Annotated in this window: 14 protein-coding genes and 1 pseudogene; 6 read left to right on the top strand and 9 right to left on the bottom strand. The window is 41.4% G+C overall.

Features of this window, described 5'->3' with window-relative positions:
* The first annotated feature begins 132 nt into the window (after nucleotides 1-132).
* Nucleotides 133-2,410, top strand: a pseudogene (gene bglX, locus BV902_RS28665) (beta-glucosidase BglX).
* 83 nt (nucleotides 2,411-2,493) lie between these two features.
* On the opposite strand, the gene BV902_RS10475 reads toward bglX, so the two are convergent.
* The 4 genes from BV902_RS10475 to BV902_RS10460 all read right to left on the bottom strand — a co-directional run bounded on the left by BV902_RS10475 (nucleotide 2,494) and on the right by BV902_RS10460 (nucleotide 10,069).
* Complete coding sequence (locus tag BV902_RS10475; RefSeq protein ID WP_157626000.1) at nucleotides 2,494-3,798, bottom strand: sulfatase-like hydrolase/transferase; 1,305 nt, start codon at nucleotides 3,796-3,798, stop codon at nucleotides 2,494-2,496.
* Between the two features lie 104 nt (nucleotides 3,799-3,902).
* The gene (locus tag BV902_RS10470) at nucleotides 3,903-5,513 is read right to left on the bottom strand and encodes a RagB/SusD family nutrient uptake outer membrane protein (RefSeq protein ID WP_216640453.1); all 1,611 of its coding nucleotides are present in this window, start codon (nucleotides 5,511-5,513) and stop codon (nucleotides 3,903-3,905) included.
* A gap of 34 nt (nucleotides 5,514-5,547) precedes the next feature.
* Nucleotides 5,548-8,643 (bottom strand): SusC/RagA family TonB-linked outer membrane protein, encoded by a 3,096-nt coding sequence (locus BV902_RS10465; RefSeq protein ID WP_075991876.1) that lies wholly within the window; start codon nucleotides 8,641-8,643, stop codon nucleotides 5,548-5,550.
* Nucleotides 8,644-9,082: 439 nt separating this feature from the next.
* Nucleotides 9,083-10,069, bottom strand: coding sequence for a hypothetical protein (locus BV902_RS10460; protein ID WP_075991875.1), 987 nt, complete (start codon nucleotides 10,067-10,069; stop codon nucleotides 9,083-9,085).
* Between the two features lie 226 nt (nucleotides 10,070-10,295).
* On the opposite strand from BV902_RS10460, the gene BV902_RS10455 reads away from it, so the two are divergent.
* Both BV902_RS10455 and cydB read left to right on the top strand, forming a co-directional pair.
* Entirely contained in the window at nucleotides 10,296-11,633 is a 1,338-nt protein-coding gene (locus BV902_RS10455) for a cytochrome ubiquinol oxidase subunit I (RefSeq protein ID WP_075991874.1), read from the top strand.
* A gap of 6 nt (nucleotides 11,634-11,639) precedes the next feature.
* Nucleotides 11,640-12,716 carry a cytochrome d ubiquinol oxidase subunit II gene (gene cydB / locus BV902_RS10450; protein WP_075991873.1) on the top strand — a complete coding sequence of 359 codons (1,077 nt, stop codon included), beginning with the start codon at nucleotides 11,640-11,642 and terminating at the stop codon, nucleotides 12,714-12,716.
* Nucleotides 12,717-12,725: 9 nt separating this feature from the next.
* On the opposite strand, the gene BV902_RS10445 is transcribed toward cydB, so the two are convergent.
* The 5 genes from BV902_RS10445 to BV902_RS10425 all read right to left on the bottom strand — a co-directional run bounded on the left by BV902_RS10445 (nucleotide 12,726) and on the right by BV902_RS10425 (nucleotide 17,365).
* Nucleotides 12,726-13,352, bottom strand: coding sequence for a response regulator transcription factor (locus BV902_RS10445; RefSeq protein WP_075991872.1), 627 nt, complete (start codon nucleotides 13,350-13,352; stop codon nucleotides 12,726-12,728).
* A gap of 12 nt (nucleotides 13,353-13,364) precedes the next feature.
* A complete protein-coding gene (locus tag BV902_RS10440; RefSeq protein ID WP_083663556.1) occupies nucleotides 13,365-15,332 on the bottom strand; it encodes a sensor histidine kinase in 1,968 nt (655 codons plus the stop codon).
* 353 nt (nucleotides 15,333-15,685) lie between these two features.
* Nucleotides 15,686-16,240, bottom strand: coding sequence for an NADPH-dependent FMN reductase (locus tag BV902_RS10435; protein ID WP_075991870.1), 555 nt, complete (start codon nucleotides 16,238-16,240; stop codon nucleotides 15,686-15,688).
* The gene (locus tag BV902_RS10430; protein ID WP_075991869.1) at nucleotides 16,240-16,737 is read right to left on the bottom strand and encodes a DUF2480 family protein; all 498 of its coding nucleotides are present in this window, start codon (nucleotides 16,735-16,737) and stop codon (nucleotides 16,240-16,242) included. Before BV902_RS10430 ends, BV902_RS10435 begins: the two co-directional genes overlap by 1 nt.
* Before the next feature lies 1 nt (nucleotide 16,738).
* Nucleotides 16,739-17,365 carry a superoxide dismutase gene (locus BV902_RS10425; RefSeq protein ID WP_075991868.1) on the bottom strand — a complete coding sequence of 209 codons (627 nt, stop codon included), beginning with the start codon at nucleotides 17,363-17,365 and terminating at the stop codon, nucleotides 16,739-16,741.
* Between the two features lie 187 nt (nucleotides 17,366-17,552).
* On the opposite strand from BV902_RS10425, the gene BV902_RS10420 reads away from it, so the two are divergent.
* The 3 genes from BV902_RS10420 (at nucleotide 17,553) to fabF (ending at nucleotide 20,158) form a co-directional block, all read left to right on the top strand.
* Entirely contained in the window at nucleotides 17,553-18,179 is a 627-nt protein-coding gene (locus BV902_RS10420; protein WP_075991867.1) for a helix-turn-helix transcriptional regulator, read from the top strand.
* 84 nt (nucleotides 18,180-18,263) lie between these two features.
* On the top strand, nucleotides 18,264-18,857 hold the full coding sequence (locus tag BV902_RS10415; protein WP_075991866.1) for a TetR/AcrR family transcriptional regulator: 594 nt from the start codon (nucleotides 18,264-18,266) through the stop codon (nucleotides 18,855-18,857).
* A gap of 62 nt (nucleotides 18,858-18,919) precedes the next feature.
* Entirely contained in the window at nucleotides 18,920-20,158 is a 1,239-nt protein-coding gene (gene fabF, locus BV902_RS10410) for a beta-ketoacyl-ACP synthase II (RefSeq protein ID WP_075991865.1), read from the top strand.
* The last annotated feature ends 209 nt before the right edge of the window (nucleotides 20,159-20,367 follow it).

Genomic DNA, 20,367 nt, shown 5'->3' with positions numbered 1-20,367 from the left:
GTTGAGAATGGTTCCTTCCACGAAAACAACAGGACATCCCATAAAAGAGCGTCAAGAGTCATCTTGAGCGCTTTTCATAAACTTACCATATAGCGAGGGAAACAAAATCCATGCGCACAAAAAAATAATACGATGAAAAAAGTAGTAGGCACTTTCCTTCTTGCATTGATCGCCTGGCATACAAGTCCAGCGCAATCCAATCAGAAAATGGACACGTTCATTAATCAGCTTATGGCTAAGATGACTGTCGAGGAAAAGATTGGACAACTTAATTTGGTCACCGGTGGTGAAGCGACGACCGGAACCACAGTATCCACGGGAGTAGAAGCGAAAATTAAAAATGGTCAAATCGGTGGGATTTTCAGCATGAGTACACCAGCGAAAATCCGCAAAACACAGGAAATAGCGATCAAGCAATCCCGGTTAAAAATACCCATCATCTTTGGGATGGATGTTATTCACGGGTATCGTACGGTGTTCCCAATTCCTTTAGGTCTTGCCGCTACCTGGGACATGAACCTGATTCAACAATCTGCACGTATAGCAGCCGAAGAAGCGACCGCCGATGGAATTAATTGGGCATTTTCGCCCATGGTAGATATCTCGCGCGATCCACGCTGGGGTCGTATTTCCGAAGGTGCAGGTGAAGATACCTATCTAAGCTCTCGGGTAGCCGAAGCCATCGTCCATGGCTTCCAGGGGGATAACCTGGCAGCACACAACACCATGATGGCCTGTGTTAAACATTTCGCCTTATATGGTGCCGCTGAAGGTGGCCGTGACTACAATAGCACAGATATGAGCCTCCACCGCATGTACAATGAATATTTACCGCCTTACAAAGCGGCATTAGATGCTGGAGCGGGAAGTATTATGACTTCTTTTAATGATATCAATGGAGTCCCTGCCTCGGCAAACAAATGGTTAATGACTGATGTCTTACGCAAGCAATGGGGCTTTAAAGGATTGGTCGTAACCGATTACACTGCTGTAAACGAATTAACAGCACACGGCCTCGGTGACCTTCAGCAGGTTTCTGCCTTAAGCCTCAATGCTGGGGTTGATATGGATATGGTCGGTGAAGGATTTCTGACGACGCTAAAAAAATCTTTGGATGCTGGAAAAGTCAAAATTGCAGATATTGACAGGGCTTGCCGTTTTGTTTTGGAAGCCAAGTATAAATTAGGCTTATTTGACGATCCTTATCGCTATTGTGACGAAAAACGTGCAAAAACTGTGATCGGATCGGCTGCCAATCATGCCAAAGCCCGGGAAATTGCAGCAAAGTCATTTGTTTTGTTGAAAAACGAAAACCAAGTGCTTCCATTAAAAAAAAACAGGAACAGTTGCTGTCATTGGCCCATTAGCCAATTCAGGTCCAAATATGCCCGGAACCTGGAGTGTCAGTGCTGAATTGGACAAAACAGCCTCTTTAGTTGAGGGAATGAAGGCCGTGTTAGGCAACAAAGTAAATATTCTCACCCATCTCGGAAGTAATCTGTTGGAGGATCCGATTTACCAAAACCACGCAACCATGTTCGGCCGTACCATCGCACGCGATTCCCGAAAAGAAGAAGAGATCATTGCTGATGCCCTGAAAGTTGCCCAACAATCCGACGTCGTTGTGGCCGCACTTGGTGAAGCGTCTGAAATGTCAGGTGAAAGCTCCAGTCGCTCAGAACTGGATATTCCGAAAAATCAACAAAATCTGTTAAAAGCACTATTAGCAACAGGAAAACCAGTTGTACTGGTATTGTTTACAGGTAGGCCGCTAACGCTCACCTGGGAAGATGCTCACGTACCCGCAATATTAAACGTTTGGTTTGGCGGAACGGAAACAGGAAAAGCAGTAGCCGATGTTTTATTTGGGGATGTCGTTCCTTCAGGAAAAATTACGGCCACTTTCCCACGCAATGTTGGTCAGATTCCGATCTATTATGCACACAAAAATACCGGCAGACCTTATGGAAACTCGGGTGATTTTGAAAAATTCAAATCAAATTACCTGGATGTAAGCAATTCCCCGCTCTACCCTTTTGGTTATGGATTAAGTTATACAACTTTTACCTATAGTGACATCCGTCTTGACCGCAACACAATCGACGATAAAGGTACTCTTCAAGCAAGTATCGACATCAGTAATACCGGAAATTATGATGCGGAAGAAACGGTGCAACTCTATATCCAGGACTTAGTTGGCTCTGTCACTCGTCCCGTAAAAGAATTAAAAGGGTTTCAAAAAATATTCCTCAAAAAAGGAGAACAAAAAACCGTAAACTTTAACATCAAAGTAGACGATCTTAAATTCTTCGACAACAACCTCAATTATGTTGCCGAACCAGGGAATTTCAAAGTCTATATTGGTCCGAACAGTCGCGATGTAAAAGAAAAAGAATTTGAATTGCTTTAAATCTATTGCAACTGTATAAAAAACAAGGCGGCCCTTAGGAAATAAGGTCCGCCTTGTTTATGTTAGGCTGTCGTTACGCCTACCTATTTCATACTCCCATCAAAGCTTTCAAACAATACGCGCAATTCCGCCGCTTTTTCTGGATAATCCTTTAAAATATTTGTTCTTTCGCTCGGATCCCAGGCAATGTTATGTAATTCTTCAATAGCATCATAGGGTTTGCCCGAAATCTGATTGACTCCGCCTGCTACCCGCCGATACTTCCAGTCACCTGACCGAACAGCCTCAACATGTCCATAATTCACTAAAAATATCGGTCTGTGTGCTGTTTTTAAATCTTCCGATTTCCCATTCAACAAAGAATCGATCGCTTGGCCATCAATGGATTTCTTCGGCAAGGATGCACCAGTCCATTTGGCTATCGTAGGCAATACATCCAAGTTGCTAATTGCCTGCCGAATAACTTTTCCTTCTTGTGCATAGCCTTTGCCATAAACAATGAAAGGCACACGAACACCACCTTCTGTTGTTTCGGCTTTCGAACCTTTGAAGACTCCAGCAGTACCAACATGCCAATTTTTTGTGGCATGATCATCAGACATCCGCGATGGATAGGATATCCAGGGACCATTGTCACTTGAAAAAATCAAAATGGTATTATCGGCAAGGCCTTTTCGTTCAACCGTTTTCCAGAGCTCCGAAAAATTATGATCTAACTCCTGCATCACCGCACCAAGTGGGCCTGCATTTTGCTGATCTGCAAATCGGTTCTTTTTGTTGGCAAATGCCAAAGGAAGATGCGGGAAATTATGCGCATAGTATAAAAAGAATGGATGATCTTTATCTTGGTCTTCTATGAACTTCACTGTTTCTTTGTGATAAAGTGCGCTCAGGTCCGAATCATCGGGCGCAACGACTTCAGGTTTCCGATTCCTAAAGATCTTAATGACAGAGTCTGTTTTTACATAAGGATCGCGATAATCATGGCTATACAGCATGCCATAAAAAGAATCGAAGCCTTGTTGATTAGGATGATGGTAAGTCTGTTTATCCCCTAAATGCCATTTCCCGATTAACGCAGTTCTATAGCCTACCTTTTTTAATAATTCGGCAATCGTTTCCTCATCGTCAGGCAAGCCTAAATTTGACCCTGGACCGATCGGTGCAGGAAGATTATAACGGGAAGCATATCTTCCGGTTAATAAAGAAGCTCTTGACGGTGTACACGAGGGCGTAGAAACCATAAAGTTTGTTGCTCTCACGCCCTTACTGGCGATCGAGTCCAAAAAAGGGGTTGAGATATTCGGACTTCCATAACAACCAATGTCGCTATAACCAAGATCATCGGTCAGAATCAAGATAATATTAGGCTTTTTTTTGCTGGGCATTGGCAAAAGCCACCAGTAAAAATAAAGCCATAGAGGTCATAAGTTTAGTGTATCGCATCATATTTGTATGAGTTAATTGGAATCGTGTCACAAGATAACAATTTTTACCAATTTGGATTCTGTTTTAGATTCGGATTGAGGTTAATTTCCCGTTGTGGGATGGGCCAGAGATAATGCTTTTTCGCATCAAAAACACGGCTTTCGGAGGCTGCTTCAACGACAACTGCCTCTCCGTTATTATTTTGATAGGTGATGCCATACACTTTACCAGGAACTACCTTTTCAGCAGTTTTCCATCGTCTTATATCCGCGAGATGCAATCCCTCAAATGCCAGTTCCACCGTACGCTCGCGACGAACCAACTGGCGAAGTTGTTCCTGATTTACTTGATTACTTATTATTGGAAGTTTTACATCAGTGCGCGAATTTCTAATTTGGTTAATGGCATCGTAAACACTGCCATCAATTTCGCCGAGCTCAATCTTTGCTTCCGCATAGGTCAATAATATTTCGGCATAACGCAGTAGCATGATATTCAACCCACTTTTTGAGGGGTTTGCCAAATCTTTTTTATCGATATATTTCTTTATATTGAAACCTGTTGTGGAAGCAATATAAGTACTCCCCACAGCATCAGCAGTCCCACTATTGGGTGCAGGATGAAAAATAGCGCCATTGGGAAGCGGATCGCCATCCAAAAAAATTGAAAAAGCAAGCCGCGGGTCGCGATTTTTAGAGGGATTTTTGGGATCATAACCACTATTGGTATCCGTAATAACCAACCCACTTGAAGTCTCGTAACTATCTGTCAAGGCTTTGGTAGGCACATAGGTACTCTGCCCATTTTGCTGGCTATAGGGGGCTAAGAGGTTAAAAACACTTTGTGTGTATATATTTTCCAGAAATTGCTTATCCAACAGCACCTCTTTGTTATTTTCAGCCGCATACGTAAAGAGATTTGCATACAGGGGGTAAAGCTCGAATCGTTTGCTATCGATAATCGTTTTTGCGGCTTTTGCTGCTGCTTCAAATCGCCCTGCGTATAAATCTGACCGTGCTTTCAGGCCCAATGCGGCCCAACGGGTTATGCGCCCCACATCGTTACTGGAGTAGCTTTCAGGCAAACTTGCCGCAGCCAGTTCCAATTCGGTGTCAATAAAATCGTAAATTTCTTTAAGGTCGGCGCGTTGTACCGCCCTTCCCTCTTCCAAGGTCAGCGGCGCTTTTACCAAAGGTACCCCGCCAAATAAATAGGCCAATTTGATATATTGATAGGCTCTTAACACACGAGCCTCGCCGATAAATCTGGCGATTAGTGCTTCATCCCGGCTGCCCTCGATTTTACCAACATTCGCCAAAAAGTAATTGGCCGCACCGATTCCTTTATAGGCACTACTCCAGGTATTGTACAATCGGGAGCTTGAAGCGTCATAAGTACCAAGCTCGATATACGCATCCACAGCGAAAGGCTGATTGACATGCGCTATATCCGTCAATGCATCCGAATAGAAGATTTCCGCTCCATCAAGATCATTGTAGAGCGCATTGACCGCCAGCTCGGCGTCAGCTTGGCTCTTCCAAAATATATTCTCCGACAGACGATCAGTTGGTACGGCATCCAACAGATTCTTATCACAGCCCATCAGCATAAGCGAAAACAGTCCGAAACTGAAAATCCAGTTTCCTCTTTGATATAGATATTTGTAAAAATTCATGAGTCCTCAATTAAATAGTATAGTAACAATCACACTACAGGGTCAAATTCACACCCAGTGTATAAAGTCCAGTTTGCGGATAATATACTGCTCTACCAGATTCCGCTTCGGGATCCAAATTCCATTCGTTCAATTTTGAAATTGTCCATAAATTTGTCGCGGATAGGTATACCCGTAGTTTGTTGATTGCTGTCTTTCCGATTGCATTTAGGGGTATTGTATACCCAACCTGTATATTTTTCAAACGCAGATAAGAACCATTGACCACTAAACGGTCCGACGTTGCGACATTGCGCAAATCATATTTGACCACACGCGGAAAGCGTGCATCGGTATGTGTTGGTGTCCAATAATTGCCTGTAAATATTTCATGTGTAAATCCTTCCTGATTTCCCATCTCCGCCAATGCACCGGACAATCGCGTATCAACTTTCGCTGCTCCTTGAAAAAGGAGATCAAGATCAAAATTTTTAAAACTGAAACTCCCATTAATTCCGAACGTATATTTGGGAAAGGAATTCCCGATGGCGGCCATGTCATTTGCATTGATAATACCGTCGCCATTCAAATCCACATATTTCACATCTCCGGGCTTCGTATTGGTGGCATACGTAGCACCATAAGCTTTAATTTCCTCCGCAGACTGAAAGATACCGTCGGTCTTATATCCCCAAAGGGTATTGATCGGGAGCCCTTTGGCAATGATATACCTTGGGTCGATATCCGACCCCGCGATATAGGGTCCTGTACCTTTTAAATCTGTTACTTCATTATGGTTGATACTAAAATTTGCATTTAATTGATAAGCAAAAGCCCCAGGAGCGCTTGGTCTTTTCTGATAATTTGCACTAAATTCCCAGCCACGATTCAGTACCGTACCAGCATTTTGGGGTGAAGGTTTTAATCCCAAAACGGCAGGAATATCCAGATTCAGTAAAATATCGTCGGTAACCTTGTTATAATAATCCAAGGTAAACGTCAAGCGATTGTTTAGGAAAGCGGCATCCAAACCCAAGTCATACTGTGTCGTAGACTCCCAACCCAATTGCTGATTGGCATAACTGTCCAGCCGATACCCCTGTACAGATTTACCCCCAAAATCATATCCTGCTGCAATTAAGGCCGAATAATAACTATACAAGTCGACAGATTGGTTTCCCGTCTTTCCCCAGGAAGCACGCAACTTGAATTCGTTCAACCAATTCCCTATGGGTTTCCAAAACTCTTCCTTGGATAGTAGCCATCCAGCTGATGCCGAAGGGAAAAAACCGTATTGTTTGTCTCCCGTAAAACGGGATGAACCATCATAGCGGCCATTCACTTCAAGCAGGTACTTGCCCCTCCAATCGTAGTTTATCCGACCAAAAAAAGAACGCAAGCCATACTGCACATCATAACCGCTATTATTTTTTGTAGCGTCGTCAGCCCCCTGTCCAATAGAGGTAATGTCATTGTTGTAGAATCGTTCGCGATAGGCCGTAAGATATTTTTGGTAATTGTGAATCTGTGAATACCCAGCTAATGCCTTGATATGATTTGGCCCGGTCGTCAACTGATAGGTCAACAGGTTGTTCCATGTATACTCGCTGCTATTATCACGAATTTCGGTTAACGAATTGATCGGAAAACTCTTTACTATCCCTGTATTTCGGTCTTTATTGTCAAAAGCGTTCAAAAAGGTTTTGCTGTTGTTGAAGTTTACCCTAACACCAAATTGGGAAGTAAACAACAAATTTTTCACTAATTGAATGTCTGTTTTAACGATGGAGCTTAGGTAGTTTTCATTTACCTTTTTAAAACCACTTTTTTCAATCAACATTAAAGGATTATTTCCTTGCGTACTTAATCCGTAGGTACCATCATCATATTTAGGCACCACCCACATCGAGCCATGGAGAAAGTTATTGATCGGATCACGTCCGGGCTCGGCGGCTTTGCTATATCGATAGTTTATACTTCCCGTAAAATTAAGCCAAGAGGTTGCTTTGTAATCGTTGTTTAGCCGGATATCCGCCAATTCAGCACCATAATGCTCAATAATACCATCCTGCTTGTTATAACGAACGGCCAATCTGGAGCGCAGGATCTCATTTCCACCAGCGAATGACAAGGCATGATCTTGTTGAGGAGCTGTTTTCAACAGCGTGTCAAACCATGTATTCGGTAAAGGATATTTTTCACGATCAGTTGCCGTTTGGTAGGCCGTAATGGATTCGTCACTAAATCGCGCTGGTACCGCCAGTCCCGCATTACGGTAGGCGTCCTGTTGCAATTGGAGGTAGGATACGGCATCCATCTGCTTGGGCTTATTAATTGATTTCTGTAAAGCGTAATAGCCATTATAATCAATCACAACATGTCCAGATTTTGCACTTTTGGTGGTTACAATAATTACACCGTTGGTCGCGCGTGATCCATATATCGCCGTGGAAGCCGCATCCTTTAGGACTGAAATTGAGGCAATATCATTGGGGTTTAACTTGGACCAGGGTTGTTCAATTCCATCCACGATGACCAAAGCATTATTCTTGCTGAGATCATATCCACTGGTGCTGCTCGAATTGGTATTAAATGTAGTCAGTCCTCTGATTCGAATATTGGCAGCTGATTGTCCTGGTTTTCCACCAAGGTCTTGCACAGTTACCCCCGGCAATAGGCCCTGTAAAGCTTGCTGCGTATTAGAAACCGGTCTTTTCGTCAGTTTATCACCATCAATACTGGCGACTGAATTGGTCAACGAGATTTTTTTCTGCGTTCCATAGCCAACAACGACCACTTCATCAAGGTCCTGTGTAACTGGATCCAATTCAATTTTCGTGGGAGATTCGGAAACTAACACGGTCTTTTTTTTGTAACCAATGCGCGAGAGTGTAATCGAAAAGGGTAATTTCTGTCCCGTTACAATTTGAAAAAAACCTTTTTGATCTGTTGTAACAACGTGAGTTACGGCTTCGAGTTGAATGGTTACGCCTTCAAGAGGTTGTTTAAGCTGGCTATCATATACATATCCCGATAAGGATGCATTGATAATCGGTCTGACATCTGTTTGCGCATATACCTGATGCCCAACGCCAGATAATAGTAAACATAGCGACAAGGTAGAATACCGGAGTACCCTAAGATTTTTCATAGATAAAGTGTTAATGGTGAATACGAACAAGTGCCAACGCCAATCGAAAACTTGTTTTTATTTTGAAGACATGGGGGGAAGCGAGCGCCTCCCCTGCTGTCAGTTTGAGAAAAGATAAGGGAAATTATCCTATATGGCACATTCGCATCTTTCTTACATCAGGGGATTTAGCCTTCAAAGACTTTACAGTAATACTTACGAAAAATGTGCTTTTACTAATATTGATATGTTCCATAATAATGTGTTAATTCGCCACGCTGAAAAGTAATACATGTTTTCATTCGCGACCTGTTATCTTCTCACAAATATAGAAGTAATTTTAATATAATCTACTAATTCTATAGATTTTATTAAAAGAAATAAATAGGATATGCAGCGGGGCTATAAAAGCGAGCTGGCAGGCTTAAAAGATTGTCGATTAGGGATAAGCAAGAAGATTCTATTGTAGTGTTTTTAAATAGGTTTTAATCAGCAGTATTCCTTCATCATGAAGTACAGTAGTCCCCTTTTGAGGCATATGCATCTCTCCCAATGTGGACATCCGTCCAATAATCTTAGCTTGTTTTAACCAAATCCCAGTTTCATTCAACTGGCTTTCATACCTCAGATCCAGCATGGTCATATAAGCCGTTCCTTTAGGGTTGTGACAATGGGCGCAATTGATCTCGAGATAAGCTCGGGCACGATTTGCAGTCGATTGACCAATATCCTCATAACCGGGCAAACTATTGGAAACTTTGAACGATTTCAGATCGAGAGCCTCCATCTGAGTCAACCGGACCAGTTGCTGGATACTGTCACCATCGTGAACGATTATCCGGTTTAGATTTCTGATCTTCGGACCTATCGGGAGCAAATGATTTCCTTGTCGATGGCATGCCATACAATCCTTTCGGGAAGGAATAATATAATTTGTTTGTCGCTCAACACCTTTATTGTCCAAAAAGGAGACATGCACGGAAGCACTGTCCATCAACAGAAAAGCTTCATCTTCGGCCGCATTCCATTGATAGGTAGCTGCATTCCACTGTCCGTCTTTATGAATCAAAAGCCGCGTTTCAAGCAGCCGCTGTCTCGAGTCCCCTACCGCATCTCTCGGAGGATAAAAAAAAGTTTTGGCAATGATGGTACCATCGGGGAAGCAGGGCAAACCATCGTCTGTGGCGATCATTTTTCCTCCCTTAGGAAGAAAGATGACACGCTTTTTATCGGTATAGTCTGTAAATAGGGCCGAAGCTAATTCATAAGAGACCCCCTGGTCATTTGGAACAAGATCAGCAATTTTGCCCTTGAATAAATTGTAATCAGATAATTTATCCCGAAACACAATATTATCTTTAGCGACTGTTCCCCGGCCCGTATTATTCAGTATAATAAAAAGTATGGGGATCAATAAAACACCCATCAAAATTAGCACTTTCTTCATTTCCCTAATGCTCTTCTACCCTTCCACCGTTATCTTAAATTCGGACGAAGATAAGATAAAAAAGAGATTACTGCGGTGGATGCCTTGTGTTGAGTTTCAGATTTTACACTTAGGACAGAAAACAATAAAAAACCAGTTATTTTATCAAAAAATAAAACAGTTTCATGGATATATACGCAAATAAAATGGCTATATTTAACTGTCTTTTAACCAAAACTTCGGCTACATGGAAGATATGATTCTCTATAATCGACTTCAGTTCGCATTTACAATTACATTCCATTATTTATTCCCTCAATTGACCATGGGTTTATCCTTAATGATCGTCTATTTCAAATGGAAATTTCTGCAAACAAAAAATGAAGACTACAACCATGCTTCCAAGTTTTGGATGAAAATCTTTGCGCTTAATTTCACCATGGGCGTTGTGACAGGCATTCCCATGGAATTTCAGTTTGGTACTAACTGGGCCAAATTTTCTGAACTTACGGGGGGTATTATCGGACAGACCTTAGCCATGGAAGGTATGTTTTCCTTTTTCCTGGAATCTTCATTTCTGGGGATGTTTCTTTTTGGAGAAAAGTTGCTGGGGCATAAGCTCCATTTTTTATCCGGACTCATGGTCTTTATTGGATCTTGGGCCAGTGGTTTCCTGATTATCGCCACGCATTCCTGGATGCAGCATCCTGTTGGGTATGAGATTCTTGAAAATGGCAAATTTGTACTGAACAATTTTAGTGCATTATTCAGTAATCCATGGTTATGGCCATCTTATCTACATAATCAAGCCGCTTCATTGGTGACCAGCTCGTTTTTCGTTGCTTCTATTGGAGCCTTCTATCTGTTAAGTGACAGGCATAGTAAGTTTGGAAAGATATTCGTTAAAAGCGGTGTTATTTTTGGCGCTATTTCCTCCGTTATGCTGGCGTTTCCTACAGGAGACCTTGCAGCCAAAAACGTAGTCAAATATCAGCCAGCAGCCTTTGCTGGCATGGAGGGAATTTTCAAAACTGAGAAAGGCGGATCAGAGATTATTCTGATCGGTCAACCGGACATGGAAAACAAAAAATTGGACAATAAGATAGCCGTACCGAATGTATTGAGCTTCCTGACCTACCAGCGTTGGGATGCAGAAATTAAAGGATTAAATGAATTTGACCAATCTTTACATCCAACTAACGTGCCCGGACTGTATTACAGTTATCACATCATGGTAGGTTTGGGTACCATATTCATTGGCATTATGGTCCTTGGAGCACTACTGCTTTGGCGGAACAGGTTGTATCAAACGAAATGGTTGTTGTGGATCATTATGTTTATGATTCCTTTCCCCTACATCGCGAATACTGCAGGCTGGTATACGGCGGAACTGGGACGACAACCTTGGCTAGTTTATAATCTCATGCGTATGGTAGACGGTGTATCCCCTACCGTATCTTCTGGAAATACATTATTTACCTTTCTCGGCTTCGTCGGTTTATACATTCTTTTGGGTTTGTTATTTCTGATGTTAGTCTTGAAGATCATTAGAAAAGGGCCTGAAACGACAGTTGCATTAACCTAATTAGCTATGGAAATATTCTGGTTTATCGTATTAACTTTCATGCTGGGAATTTATATCGTACTCGATGGGTACGATTTTGGGGCGGGAATCGTCCATCTATTCTTTGCTAAATCCGAACAGGAGAAAAAAGCTGTTACTAACGCGATTGGGCCGTTTTGGGATGCCAATGAAGTTTGGCTCATCGCTTCGGGTGGTGTCCTATTCTTTGCTTTCCCAACACTTTATGCCTCCTCTTTCAGTGGATTTTACTTGCCGCTCATGCTTGTATTATGGTTGCTTATTTTTAGAGCGATAAGTCTTGAACTCAGAGGTCAGGTTCACCATCGTCTTTGGGAGGCTTTATGGGATAAAGCTTTTGGTCTAGCAAGCCTGTTGTTGGCACTTTTCTTTGGTGCCGCCCTAGGCAATGTCGTTCGCGGAGTAAACCTAGGTATGGTAGAAAATGGTGTATCGACCCAAGAGCCACATTATTTCTTTTTAGCGCTTTGGAATCCGACATTTGACCCATTAGCCCAACATCAAGGCATTATAGACTGGTTCACCATCATATTAGGTTTAGTTGCCGTCGTTACATTAACAATCCACGGTGCAGGCTGGGTCATTCTGAAAACATCCAGCACACTAAATACGAGATTAAAGAATATTGTTTTTAAACTCAACTTTGTCTTGCTTATTCTCGTACTACTATCGGCCTATGTATGGCATTATGTGAAACCCATCTCCTTAAACAATCTTCAAAATCATTATTGGTTGTGGATATTTCCTTTGATTGCTGCCGTTGGATTACTTGGACAATTTTGGATCAAAGCCTTTAAGAAAGATGGTATTGGCTTCCTATTTTCATCCCTGTTTATACTGGGGAGTTTTGCCACGACCGTTGCTTCCATGTTCCCTATATTATTGCCCTCAACGAATGACGTAAATCCTTCCTTGACGATTCAAAATGCTGCAGCACATGAATATGGTCTTTCAGTAGGTTTAGGCTGGTTTATGTTTGCAGCAATTCTGGTGGTTGCCTATTTTATTATCCAATTTAGGGTCTTCAAAGGTAAGCTTGATGACGTCGGTTACGGTGAACACTAAGAGCGGTCTCTATTCGAGTCCCAACAACTTATGTTTCATCGCAAGCTGTACAAGTTCAATCATATTTTTAACTTTAAATTTAGTTAGGAGATTGCGCCGATGCGTCTCCACGGTAACTGGACTTAAAAATAAACGCTCGGCAATCTGGTTTGTAGTAAGTCCATTAGAGATCAACGTCAAAATCTCTTTTTCACGTTGTGTAAGCCTGGGCAGGCTGCTGATCGTAGAAATTGCAGCACGATAAAGTTCTTGTGCCCGATCACAAATTGCTTCTTTACCGTCCAGCCCGAGCTGTACACAGCCCAGGAATTCTTCGTTGCTAACATCCTTTAAGATATAGCCATTTCCACCTGCCTGCATAAACTGAACAATAAGGTTACCATCGGCCAAATTGCTCAATGCAACAATAGGAATCATAGGAAACAGTTTCCTCACCTGAGTACAGACATCCACTCCATTTGTCTGCAACAGTTGCATATCCATAAGTAGGAGATCCGCTTTCGTGACCTTTAAAAATTCAATTAACGTAATTTCTTCCAAAAAGGGATATACAAGATACCCATCCTGATTATTGAGAAAAGAGGCAACACCTTCCAACAATAAAGGATGATCGTCTAACACTGCAATTATCTTCATGACTCAGCCTATTTAAACAGTTACACCAATTTCGATTTGAGTTCCGGATCCAAGTTTACTCTGAATATCAATTGATCCATTGATCCATTTCACTCTATTGACCATATTATTTAAACCCAATCCATAATTTAACACAGCGGAATCAAAGCCTTTGCCATTATCCTCTACGAGGATATGCAGTACTTCGTCCGATTTACTTACCTGAACGATAATTGCATCCGCGTTTGCATACTTTAATGCATTTGAAATAGCCTCTTGAACAATTCGATATATGGCCAATCCTTTTTGAAAATCCACATTCAATTCAGGTTCATAGTTTTCAAATTGGATCGAAACATGACTATTTTTCATTGCCAGACACAATTGCTCCAATGCTGCTATCAATCCAAACTGACGCAACGATTCGGGCATTAGATTATGGGATATCCGCCTTACTTCGCCTAAGATGTCGTTCAACTTCTGCGGCACTTCATCAGTCAAGAGTGTACTCTTTGCTACATCGCCGGCAATCTTAAATTTTAGACCTGTTAACATACCTCCTATGCTATCATGCAGATCTTGGGCTATACGCTGACGCTCCTGCTGCTCCCCCTTGAGCATAGATTCCGAAATTTGCAGCTGTTTTTCCTTTGCCAATTTGTCCAACACAATTTCGTGATTGAGCTGAATCTGTGTATTGAGCTTCCGTTGTTTTCGATAGAAAAAAGCAACAAAAAGCACAATACAAAAAAGCAAAACGGCAATACCCAAAACGAAAAAAATCCGAAATTGGTTACGGTCCTTTTCTGCGCGTAGATTCAAAATTTCTTTTTCTTTTTCAACGGTCTTATATTTTGTCTCCATCTCATTCATTTTTTCCAGCAATTGGACCTTCTGAATGCTATCGGATAGTTTATTTGCCATATTGGACATCTTCAGCGCATCCTGATAATTACCCATTAGCTCATTCACACCCGCCAGTTGACTGTACACAATTTTACTGTTGTAAAGATCTCGCGTTAATAATCCATTTTTCACGATTTCCTCCAACTGCAGTTTAGCATCAGCATATTTTTTCTGCAAGAGATACACATTAAACTTTCTGAACCGCATCATCTGAAATAATTTCCAATTGTTCATTTTCACCGACCAATCCAAACCGATATCCAACAGGCGAAGGGCTTCATCAGTCTGTTGCCTTGTGGTAAAATAAAGCGCTTCATTGTAATAGTAGTTGGGTAATTGAGAAGAATTCGGATAATCGTTCAGGAGCTGTTTGACTTTGTCCAACAGTACTCTTGCTTCTTTGGATTTCACCTGATAGCAATAATTACTGACTGTATTGAGATAAGCCACCACAAGTGCAGCACTCGGCGGTTGCTGCTCGAGCTGTTTTATGGCCAATTGATGGTATTCATCAGCTTTTGCAAGCTGATTGGACGACATAAACGTCATGCCGATCATCGTATTTATACTACCTTCCATGATGGGATCATGTGCTTTCGCATAAGGTAAACACTTCCCGTTAAGGATATCCAGAAAATCAGCAAATCCTTTTTTAGGAAATCGAATTAAGCCCAGATTATACCAAGCTTTGGCCAAAAGCCCCTGCTGAAAAGGCTTTTGTACATTTCCTAGGAGGTCTACACATCGTTGGGCTTCAACTCCTGCATTTTTACTATCCAGAAATTGCCCATAATAAAAGCTTTTGTAAAGTGCCCCCATCGCCTGTAAGCTCCGGAACGGTTTGGCTAACCGCTCCCCCTGTTGCATATGATCCCAAAATTTGGTCGTATCTCTAAATCGATAGTAATCTGCCAAATAAAAATGCTGCATTGCTTTCACACTGTCCTCCGAACTCGACAGCAATAACTTTTCCGCGTCAGATCGATATTTATTTTCATCCAATGGCAAAAAACTCTGTGCAGCTACAACATGTACAGTAAAGTATGCTATAAAAAAGGCAATTATCTTCGTTAACTCTTTCAACTGAAACATCATTAATCCAATATCTTAATCATTTAAACAATTAAACTAAATGGGGCCTTTTCAGCCAATGGTTTCATAATATGTAACAAGAAAGTCTTATGGTGGTCAAAGACTTCTCTCTACCTCTAAATTTGCCGTCGATGAGGCGTCTTCAAAGTCGACAATAGAAAATATAGGTCGGAAAACCGCGTAATCAAATGGCGGGTCCAAAAAACAAAGATATATCTCCTCGATGAATTGCTAAAGATATTCTTCTACTTTTTTGAAATTAATTTTCCATATAGGGTTTGGCTAATCTATTTAAATATAGGCTAAAACATCTCTCGTTAATAAAAAAGCCTCTCGATAACTTGAGAGCTTTTTTATTAACGAGAGCCGCTACTCTTTTTCGTAGCAATATCGATCAGCAAGTCCAGCTTACACTGGTAAGCCGAAGACAGCACATTTGGATTGTCGGACTCAAAAAGCGCAGATTTCATGATGGGCACACTAAAGGGCAATGTCCAGGCGCGGAGCGACTTCGCGATAGCATCCATTGCATTAATGCCCTGTAGTGCATGCACACCATCGGCCCAACAAACCAGTCCGATATGTTTATCCGTCAGATAAGCCGGTTTATTTTTAGCGCTGACTTCAAGCCAATCCAAACAGTTTTTCATGACCCCGGGAATACTTCCATGATAAAGTGGAGACAACCAAAAATGTATATCTGCCTCAAGAAATAAGTTATTCATAATCTTGACAGCATTGGGCACCCGATTGAGACTCAAATCAAATAAGGGTATTCCGCTATCAGCCAAATTAAAAATAGTATTTTCAACACCCCTTTGGTTCAGTTGGTCGGAAAAATAGTGTGACAATTTTCCCGATGTAGATTCTTGCCTTCTTTCCAAGGCGCCATTGAATATTAATGCTTTCATTATACTTTCCCTTTTTTAAAAATAACTTTTGGCATACCAACCTCACCATACATTAATGTCTGAACAATAGGAATCAATCGTTCTGTCGCTAACATATAAAGTGACGCCGGAATATTAGGACGGGCCCGTATGACAACTTTTTGCTGCTGAAAATGCGACAAATCCATCGCTTGCAAGGCCTGCATCCATAGGTCCACTTCCAAATCCTCCATCGCCTTAAAATCGTAATACGCTGCAACAGGATGAAGTTTTTCCGCCAGGGCCATATAGACCCAAGGCGGGATAATTGCGTCCACAGAACAGCTAATGGCAACCGCCTTATTTCGAAAAGCAGACCAGTCCACCGCCGCCAAAGCTTCTCTGAATTCTTTTTCTTTAACGATTGCTTCCTGATACAACAATGTTTTGATGTCAAAACTTAGGATAGCAAGATCGGTTTTAAAATCAATTAGATCTAAAGCCAATATACCCGTGTTTTCAACTTTATTTATAAACATATCAAACCAAGCCTGCAATCACAGCATCATATTTTTGTTCAACAACAGACCAATCCAAAAGCGACCAAAATGCATCCAAATAATCGGCTCTTTTATTTTGATATTTCAAATAATAGGCATGCTCCCAAACATCGACCCCCAAAATAGGGAAACCTCTGCCGATCGATTGTGTATCCATCAACGGATTATCCTGATTGGGCGTAGCTACGATAGCTAAGGCGCCAGAATGTTTTACATACAGCCAGGACCAGCCCGAACCAAACTGCCCAAGTCCAGCATTTTTGATCTGGGCTTTGAGTTCTTCCAAAGAACCAAAGGCGGCGTTTATCTCATCGGCTAACTTCCCAGTGGGTACCGTTTTTGGATTGGGCGATAAAATTTCCCAAAATAGCGTATGGTTAAAGTGACCGCCACCGTTATTGCGGACTGCTGGGCTATATTTACTTACGCTTGTTAATATATTCAATAGATCGTCAGCTTCGCTTGCTGTTCCTTCCAATGCCTTATTTAGATTGTCAACATAAGCTTGATGATGCTTTTGATGATGAATCGTCATGGTATCGCGATCAAAATAGGGTTCAAGCGCCGCATAGGCATATGCTAACAGGGGTAATTGAAATTTGTGCATAGTTTTAGTGTTTTTATGATAAGTCAAAACTAGAGAATCAAATTTAATAAAACAACTAAATAGTTGTTTTATTAAAGTCATAAAGATAAATCAAAAAGGATAAATCTGTGTTTTAAACACATTTTAGAACAAAAAATAAAAACACTACCTTTGATGATGTTATATAAAACAACTTTTTTATTGTCAAATGCAGAAGAATCCAGCTGATCGAATATTAATGTTATTAAAAATGCGCCGAGAAGCCACTGCAGCTTTGATTGCAACAGAGTTGGCTATAACAAAAGAAGGGGCCCGTAAACATTTATTGAACCTGGCGAATCAAAACCTGATTGTCTCCAATGCCCGGAGCGAAGGTATAGGCCGCCCTTCGACTTATTACAGTCTTTCACCACAGGGTATGGCACGATTTCCAGATAGTCACGCCGACATTACAGTACAATTGTTGCAGTCGATTAAACAAGTGCTTGGCGAGAATGCTTTGGATCTACTTATCAGTGATCGGGAGTCTAAGGTATATCAAAAATATACTGACGCACTATCGGATATTGACTCCATCGAAAAAAAACTTGAAATTATAGCCGCAAAAAGAACGGAGGAAGGTTATATGGCAGAATGGAAAAGAGAGGCTGACGATTATCTTCTCATTGAAAATCATTGCCCAATATGTGCAGCAGCAACCGAATGTCAGGGATTTTGCCGTTCAGAACTGAATAATTTTCAGCAACTCATCGGTCCGGCATATCGTATCTGTAGAACAGAATACATCATCGAAAATGCCCCCCGCTGTACCTATCGCATTTCAAAGGCAAAATAAAACCAATTTCTAAGGCATTCCTGCAGAAATTATTAATATACCAAAAAGTATTTTTTATATTTGCATTAAAAGAACAGGAATTACATGTCAAAAGCAGAACAGACACGACAATATATCATTGAAAAGACTGCGCCCATCTTTAATAAAAAAGGCTACTTTGCAACTTCGCTCTCGGACATCACGACAGCGACAGGTTTAACAAAAGGAAGTATCTACGGTAATTTCAAAGACAAGGATGACCTAGCTACCCATGTCTATACCTATCAGAGCAGAAAGATTTCAGAAGCTGTTAATCAGCAGATTATACAGCAAAAAACATCGCTAAAGAAGCTTTTGTCTTTTCTAGATTTCTATAAGGACAATTTCAAAAATATCGCAGCTTCAGGAGGCTGTCCCATGATGAATGCGGCCGTGGAGGCCGATGATTCGCTATCTTTTTTAACCCCCAAAGTCAGACGTTCTTTTGACCTTTGGAGACAGCGGTTAATTCTAATTCTTGAGGAAGGAGTTGCCAGCGGTGAATTTAAACAGCATATTTCTGCTGAAAATTATGCCATCACCTTTATGGCAATGGTCGAAGGCGGAATCTTGCTTTCCAAGATTTCCGGACGAGGAAAAGATCTTGCCATTGTATTGGATAAAATGAAGGAAATGGTGGATCGGGAGATTAAGGCTTAATTTTTTTTACAAAAACAAATACCAATTGGTATATTTAAAAGTTTATATTAAAATAAAAAGAGATGAAAAGAGTTGTAATAACTGGCATGGGAACAATTAACCCGCTGGGAGAAAACATAGACATATTTTGGGATAACATTTTGCGAGGCGAAAACCACATAACACTTATTAGCCGTTTTGATGCTTCGTTGTTTCGAACACAGATTGCAAGTGAAATTAAACACTTTCAACCTGAAAAATACTTAGATAGAAATGAGATTAAACGGAGTGATCTCTTTACGCAATATGCTTTATACAGTGCAGCGCAGGCAATGGAAGATTCGGGACTAGATCTCGATACCATGGATCCATTTGATATCGGTGTCATCTGGGGTGTTGGCCAGGGCGGTATGGAAACTTTCGAAAAAGAGGTAGAAGGCTACGTAACAGGAGATTATAAACCACGATTCAGCCCTTTCTTTGTTCCTAGACTTATCGTCAATATGGCTTCAGGCATGATTTCAATGAAGTATGGCTTAAAAGGAATCAATTACACGACCGTATCGGCTTGCGCCACATCCAATACGGCCTTTATGGACGCTTTTAATTACATTCGGCTCGGCAAAGCCAAAGTCTTTATAAGCGGCGGTTCCGAAGCCCCCATTACCCCGGCTTCAGTTGGCGGCTTTTCTGCCATGAAAGCCATGTCGAGCCGGCATGATAGCCCACAGACTGCAAGTAGACCCTTTGACCGTGATCGTGATGGTTTTGTTATGGGTGAGGGAGCCGGAGCACTCATCTTGGAAGAATATGAACATGCCAAGCAAAGAGGTGCAAAAATTTACGCAGAGCTTGTCGGAGCTTCAATGACCGCAGATGCTTACCATATGACCTCGCCTCATCCCGAAGGGATAGCCGCAGCAAAAGCCATGTCTCTGGCTTTGGAGGAGGCTAAAATTAATACCGATGAGCTCGACTATTTAAATCTCCACGCGACTTCAACCCCAGTTGGAGATATCGCCGAACTTAAAGCCGTACAACGAGCTTTTGGAAACCTAAATAATCTATGGGTCAGTTCCACCAAATCAATGACAGGACATTTACTTGGGGCAGCCGGCGCTATCGAAGCAATCATTGCCATAAAATCCATCAACAATAATGTAATTCCGGCAACAATTAATATCGAAAATATCGATCCCGATATTCCCGAGGGAATTCAAATTGTAATCAATAAGCCAATAGAGAAACCCGTTCAGACTGCGATGAGCAATGCTTTTGGTTTCGGTGGGCACAACTCGAGTATCGTTTTCAGAAAGATTTAATTTTTTTTGAAATAACTCTTGACAAAGTGTAATAAACACACTATCTTTGTTGTATCATAATTTAGGTTTATAATTGGTTATTTAAGGTTTTCATTCTCCCCGTTTGAAAACCTTTTTTATGCCTATTTTTTCGCCCACTATTATTTGTATATCTGCTTTTTTGGATCGCCGCCCTTGTTAATGCCCAAATTACGTTAACCCAATTTTGG

Source organism: Sphingobacterium sp. B29 (genome assembly GCF_001952815.1).
Classification (GTDB): domain Bacteria; phylum Bacteroidota; class Bacteroidia; order Sphingobacteriales; family Sphingobacteriaceae; genus Sphingobacterium; species Sphingobacterium siyangense.
The sequence above is the reverse complement of the archived record's forward strand: the minus strand, read 5'-3'. Positions and strand labels throughout refer to the sequence as shown.

What these genes read in the sequence shown, in the direction of transcription:
- BV902_RS10415 (WP_075991866.1), top strand. Translation starts at nt 18,264, where the DNA reads ATGTCAAAAGCAGAACAGACACGACAATATATCATTGAAAAGACTGCG.
- BV902_RS10460 (WP_075991875.1), bottom strand. Translation starts at nt 10,069, where the DNA reads ATGAAGAAAGTGCTAATTTTGATGGGTGTTTTATTGATCCCCATACTT.
- BV902_RS10430 (WP_075991869.1), bottom strand. Translation starts at nt 16,737, where the DNA reads ATGTTTATAAATAAAGTTGAAAACACGGGTATATTGGCTTTAGATCTA.
- fabF (WP_075991865.1), top strand. Translation starts at nt 18,920, where the DNA reads ATGAAAAGAGTTGTAATAACTGGCATGGGAACAATTAACCCGCTGGGA.
- BV902_RS10470 (WP_216640453.1), bottom strand. Translation starts at nt 5,513, where the DNA reads ATGAATTTTTACAAATATCTATATCAAAGAGGAAACTGGATTTTCAGT.
- BV902_RS10440 (WP_083663556.1), bottom strand. Translation starts at nt 15,332, where the DNA reads ATGATGTTTCAGTTGAAAGAGTTAACGAAGATAATTGCCTTTTTTATA.
- BV902_RS10420 (WP_075991867.1), top strand. Translation starts at nt 17,553, where the DNA reads ATGCAGAAGAATCCAGCTGATCGAATATTAATGTTATTAAAAATGCGC.
- BV902_RS10445 (WP_075991872.1), bottom strand. Translation starts at nt 13,352, where the DNA reads ATGAAGATAATTGCAGTGTTAGACGATCATCCTTTATTGTTGGAAGGT.
- BV902_RS10425 (WP_075991868.1), bottom strand. Translation starts at nt 17,365, where the DNA reads ATGCACAAATTTCAATTACCCCTGTTAGCATATGCCTATGCGGCGCTT.
- BV902_RS10435 (WP_075991870.1), bottom strand. Translation starts at nt 16,240, where the DNA reads ATGAAAGCATTAATATTCAATGGCGCCTTGGAAAGAAGGCAAGAATCT.
- BV902_RS10465 (WP_075991876.1), bottom strand. Translation starts at nt 8,643, where the DNA reads ATGAAAAATCTTAGGGTACTCCGGTATTCTACCTTGTCGCTATGTTTA.
- BV902_RS10455 (WP_075991874.1), top strand. Translation starts at nt 10,296, where the DNA reads ATGGAAGATATGATTCTCTATAATCGACTTCAGTTCGCATTTACAATT.
- cydB (WP_075991873.1), top strand. Translation starts at nt 11,640, where the DNA reads ATGGAAATATTCTGGTTTATCGTATTAACTTTCATGCTGGGAATTTAT.
- BV902_RS10475 (WP_157626000.1), bottom strand. Translation starts at nt 3,798, where the DNA reads ATGCCCAGCAAAAAAAAGCCTAATATTATCTTGATTCTGACCGATGAT.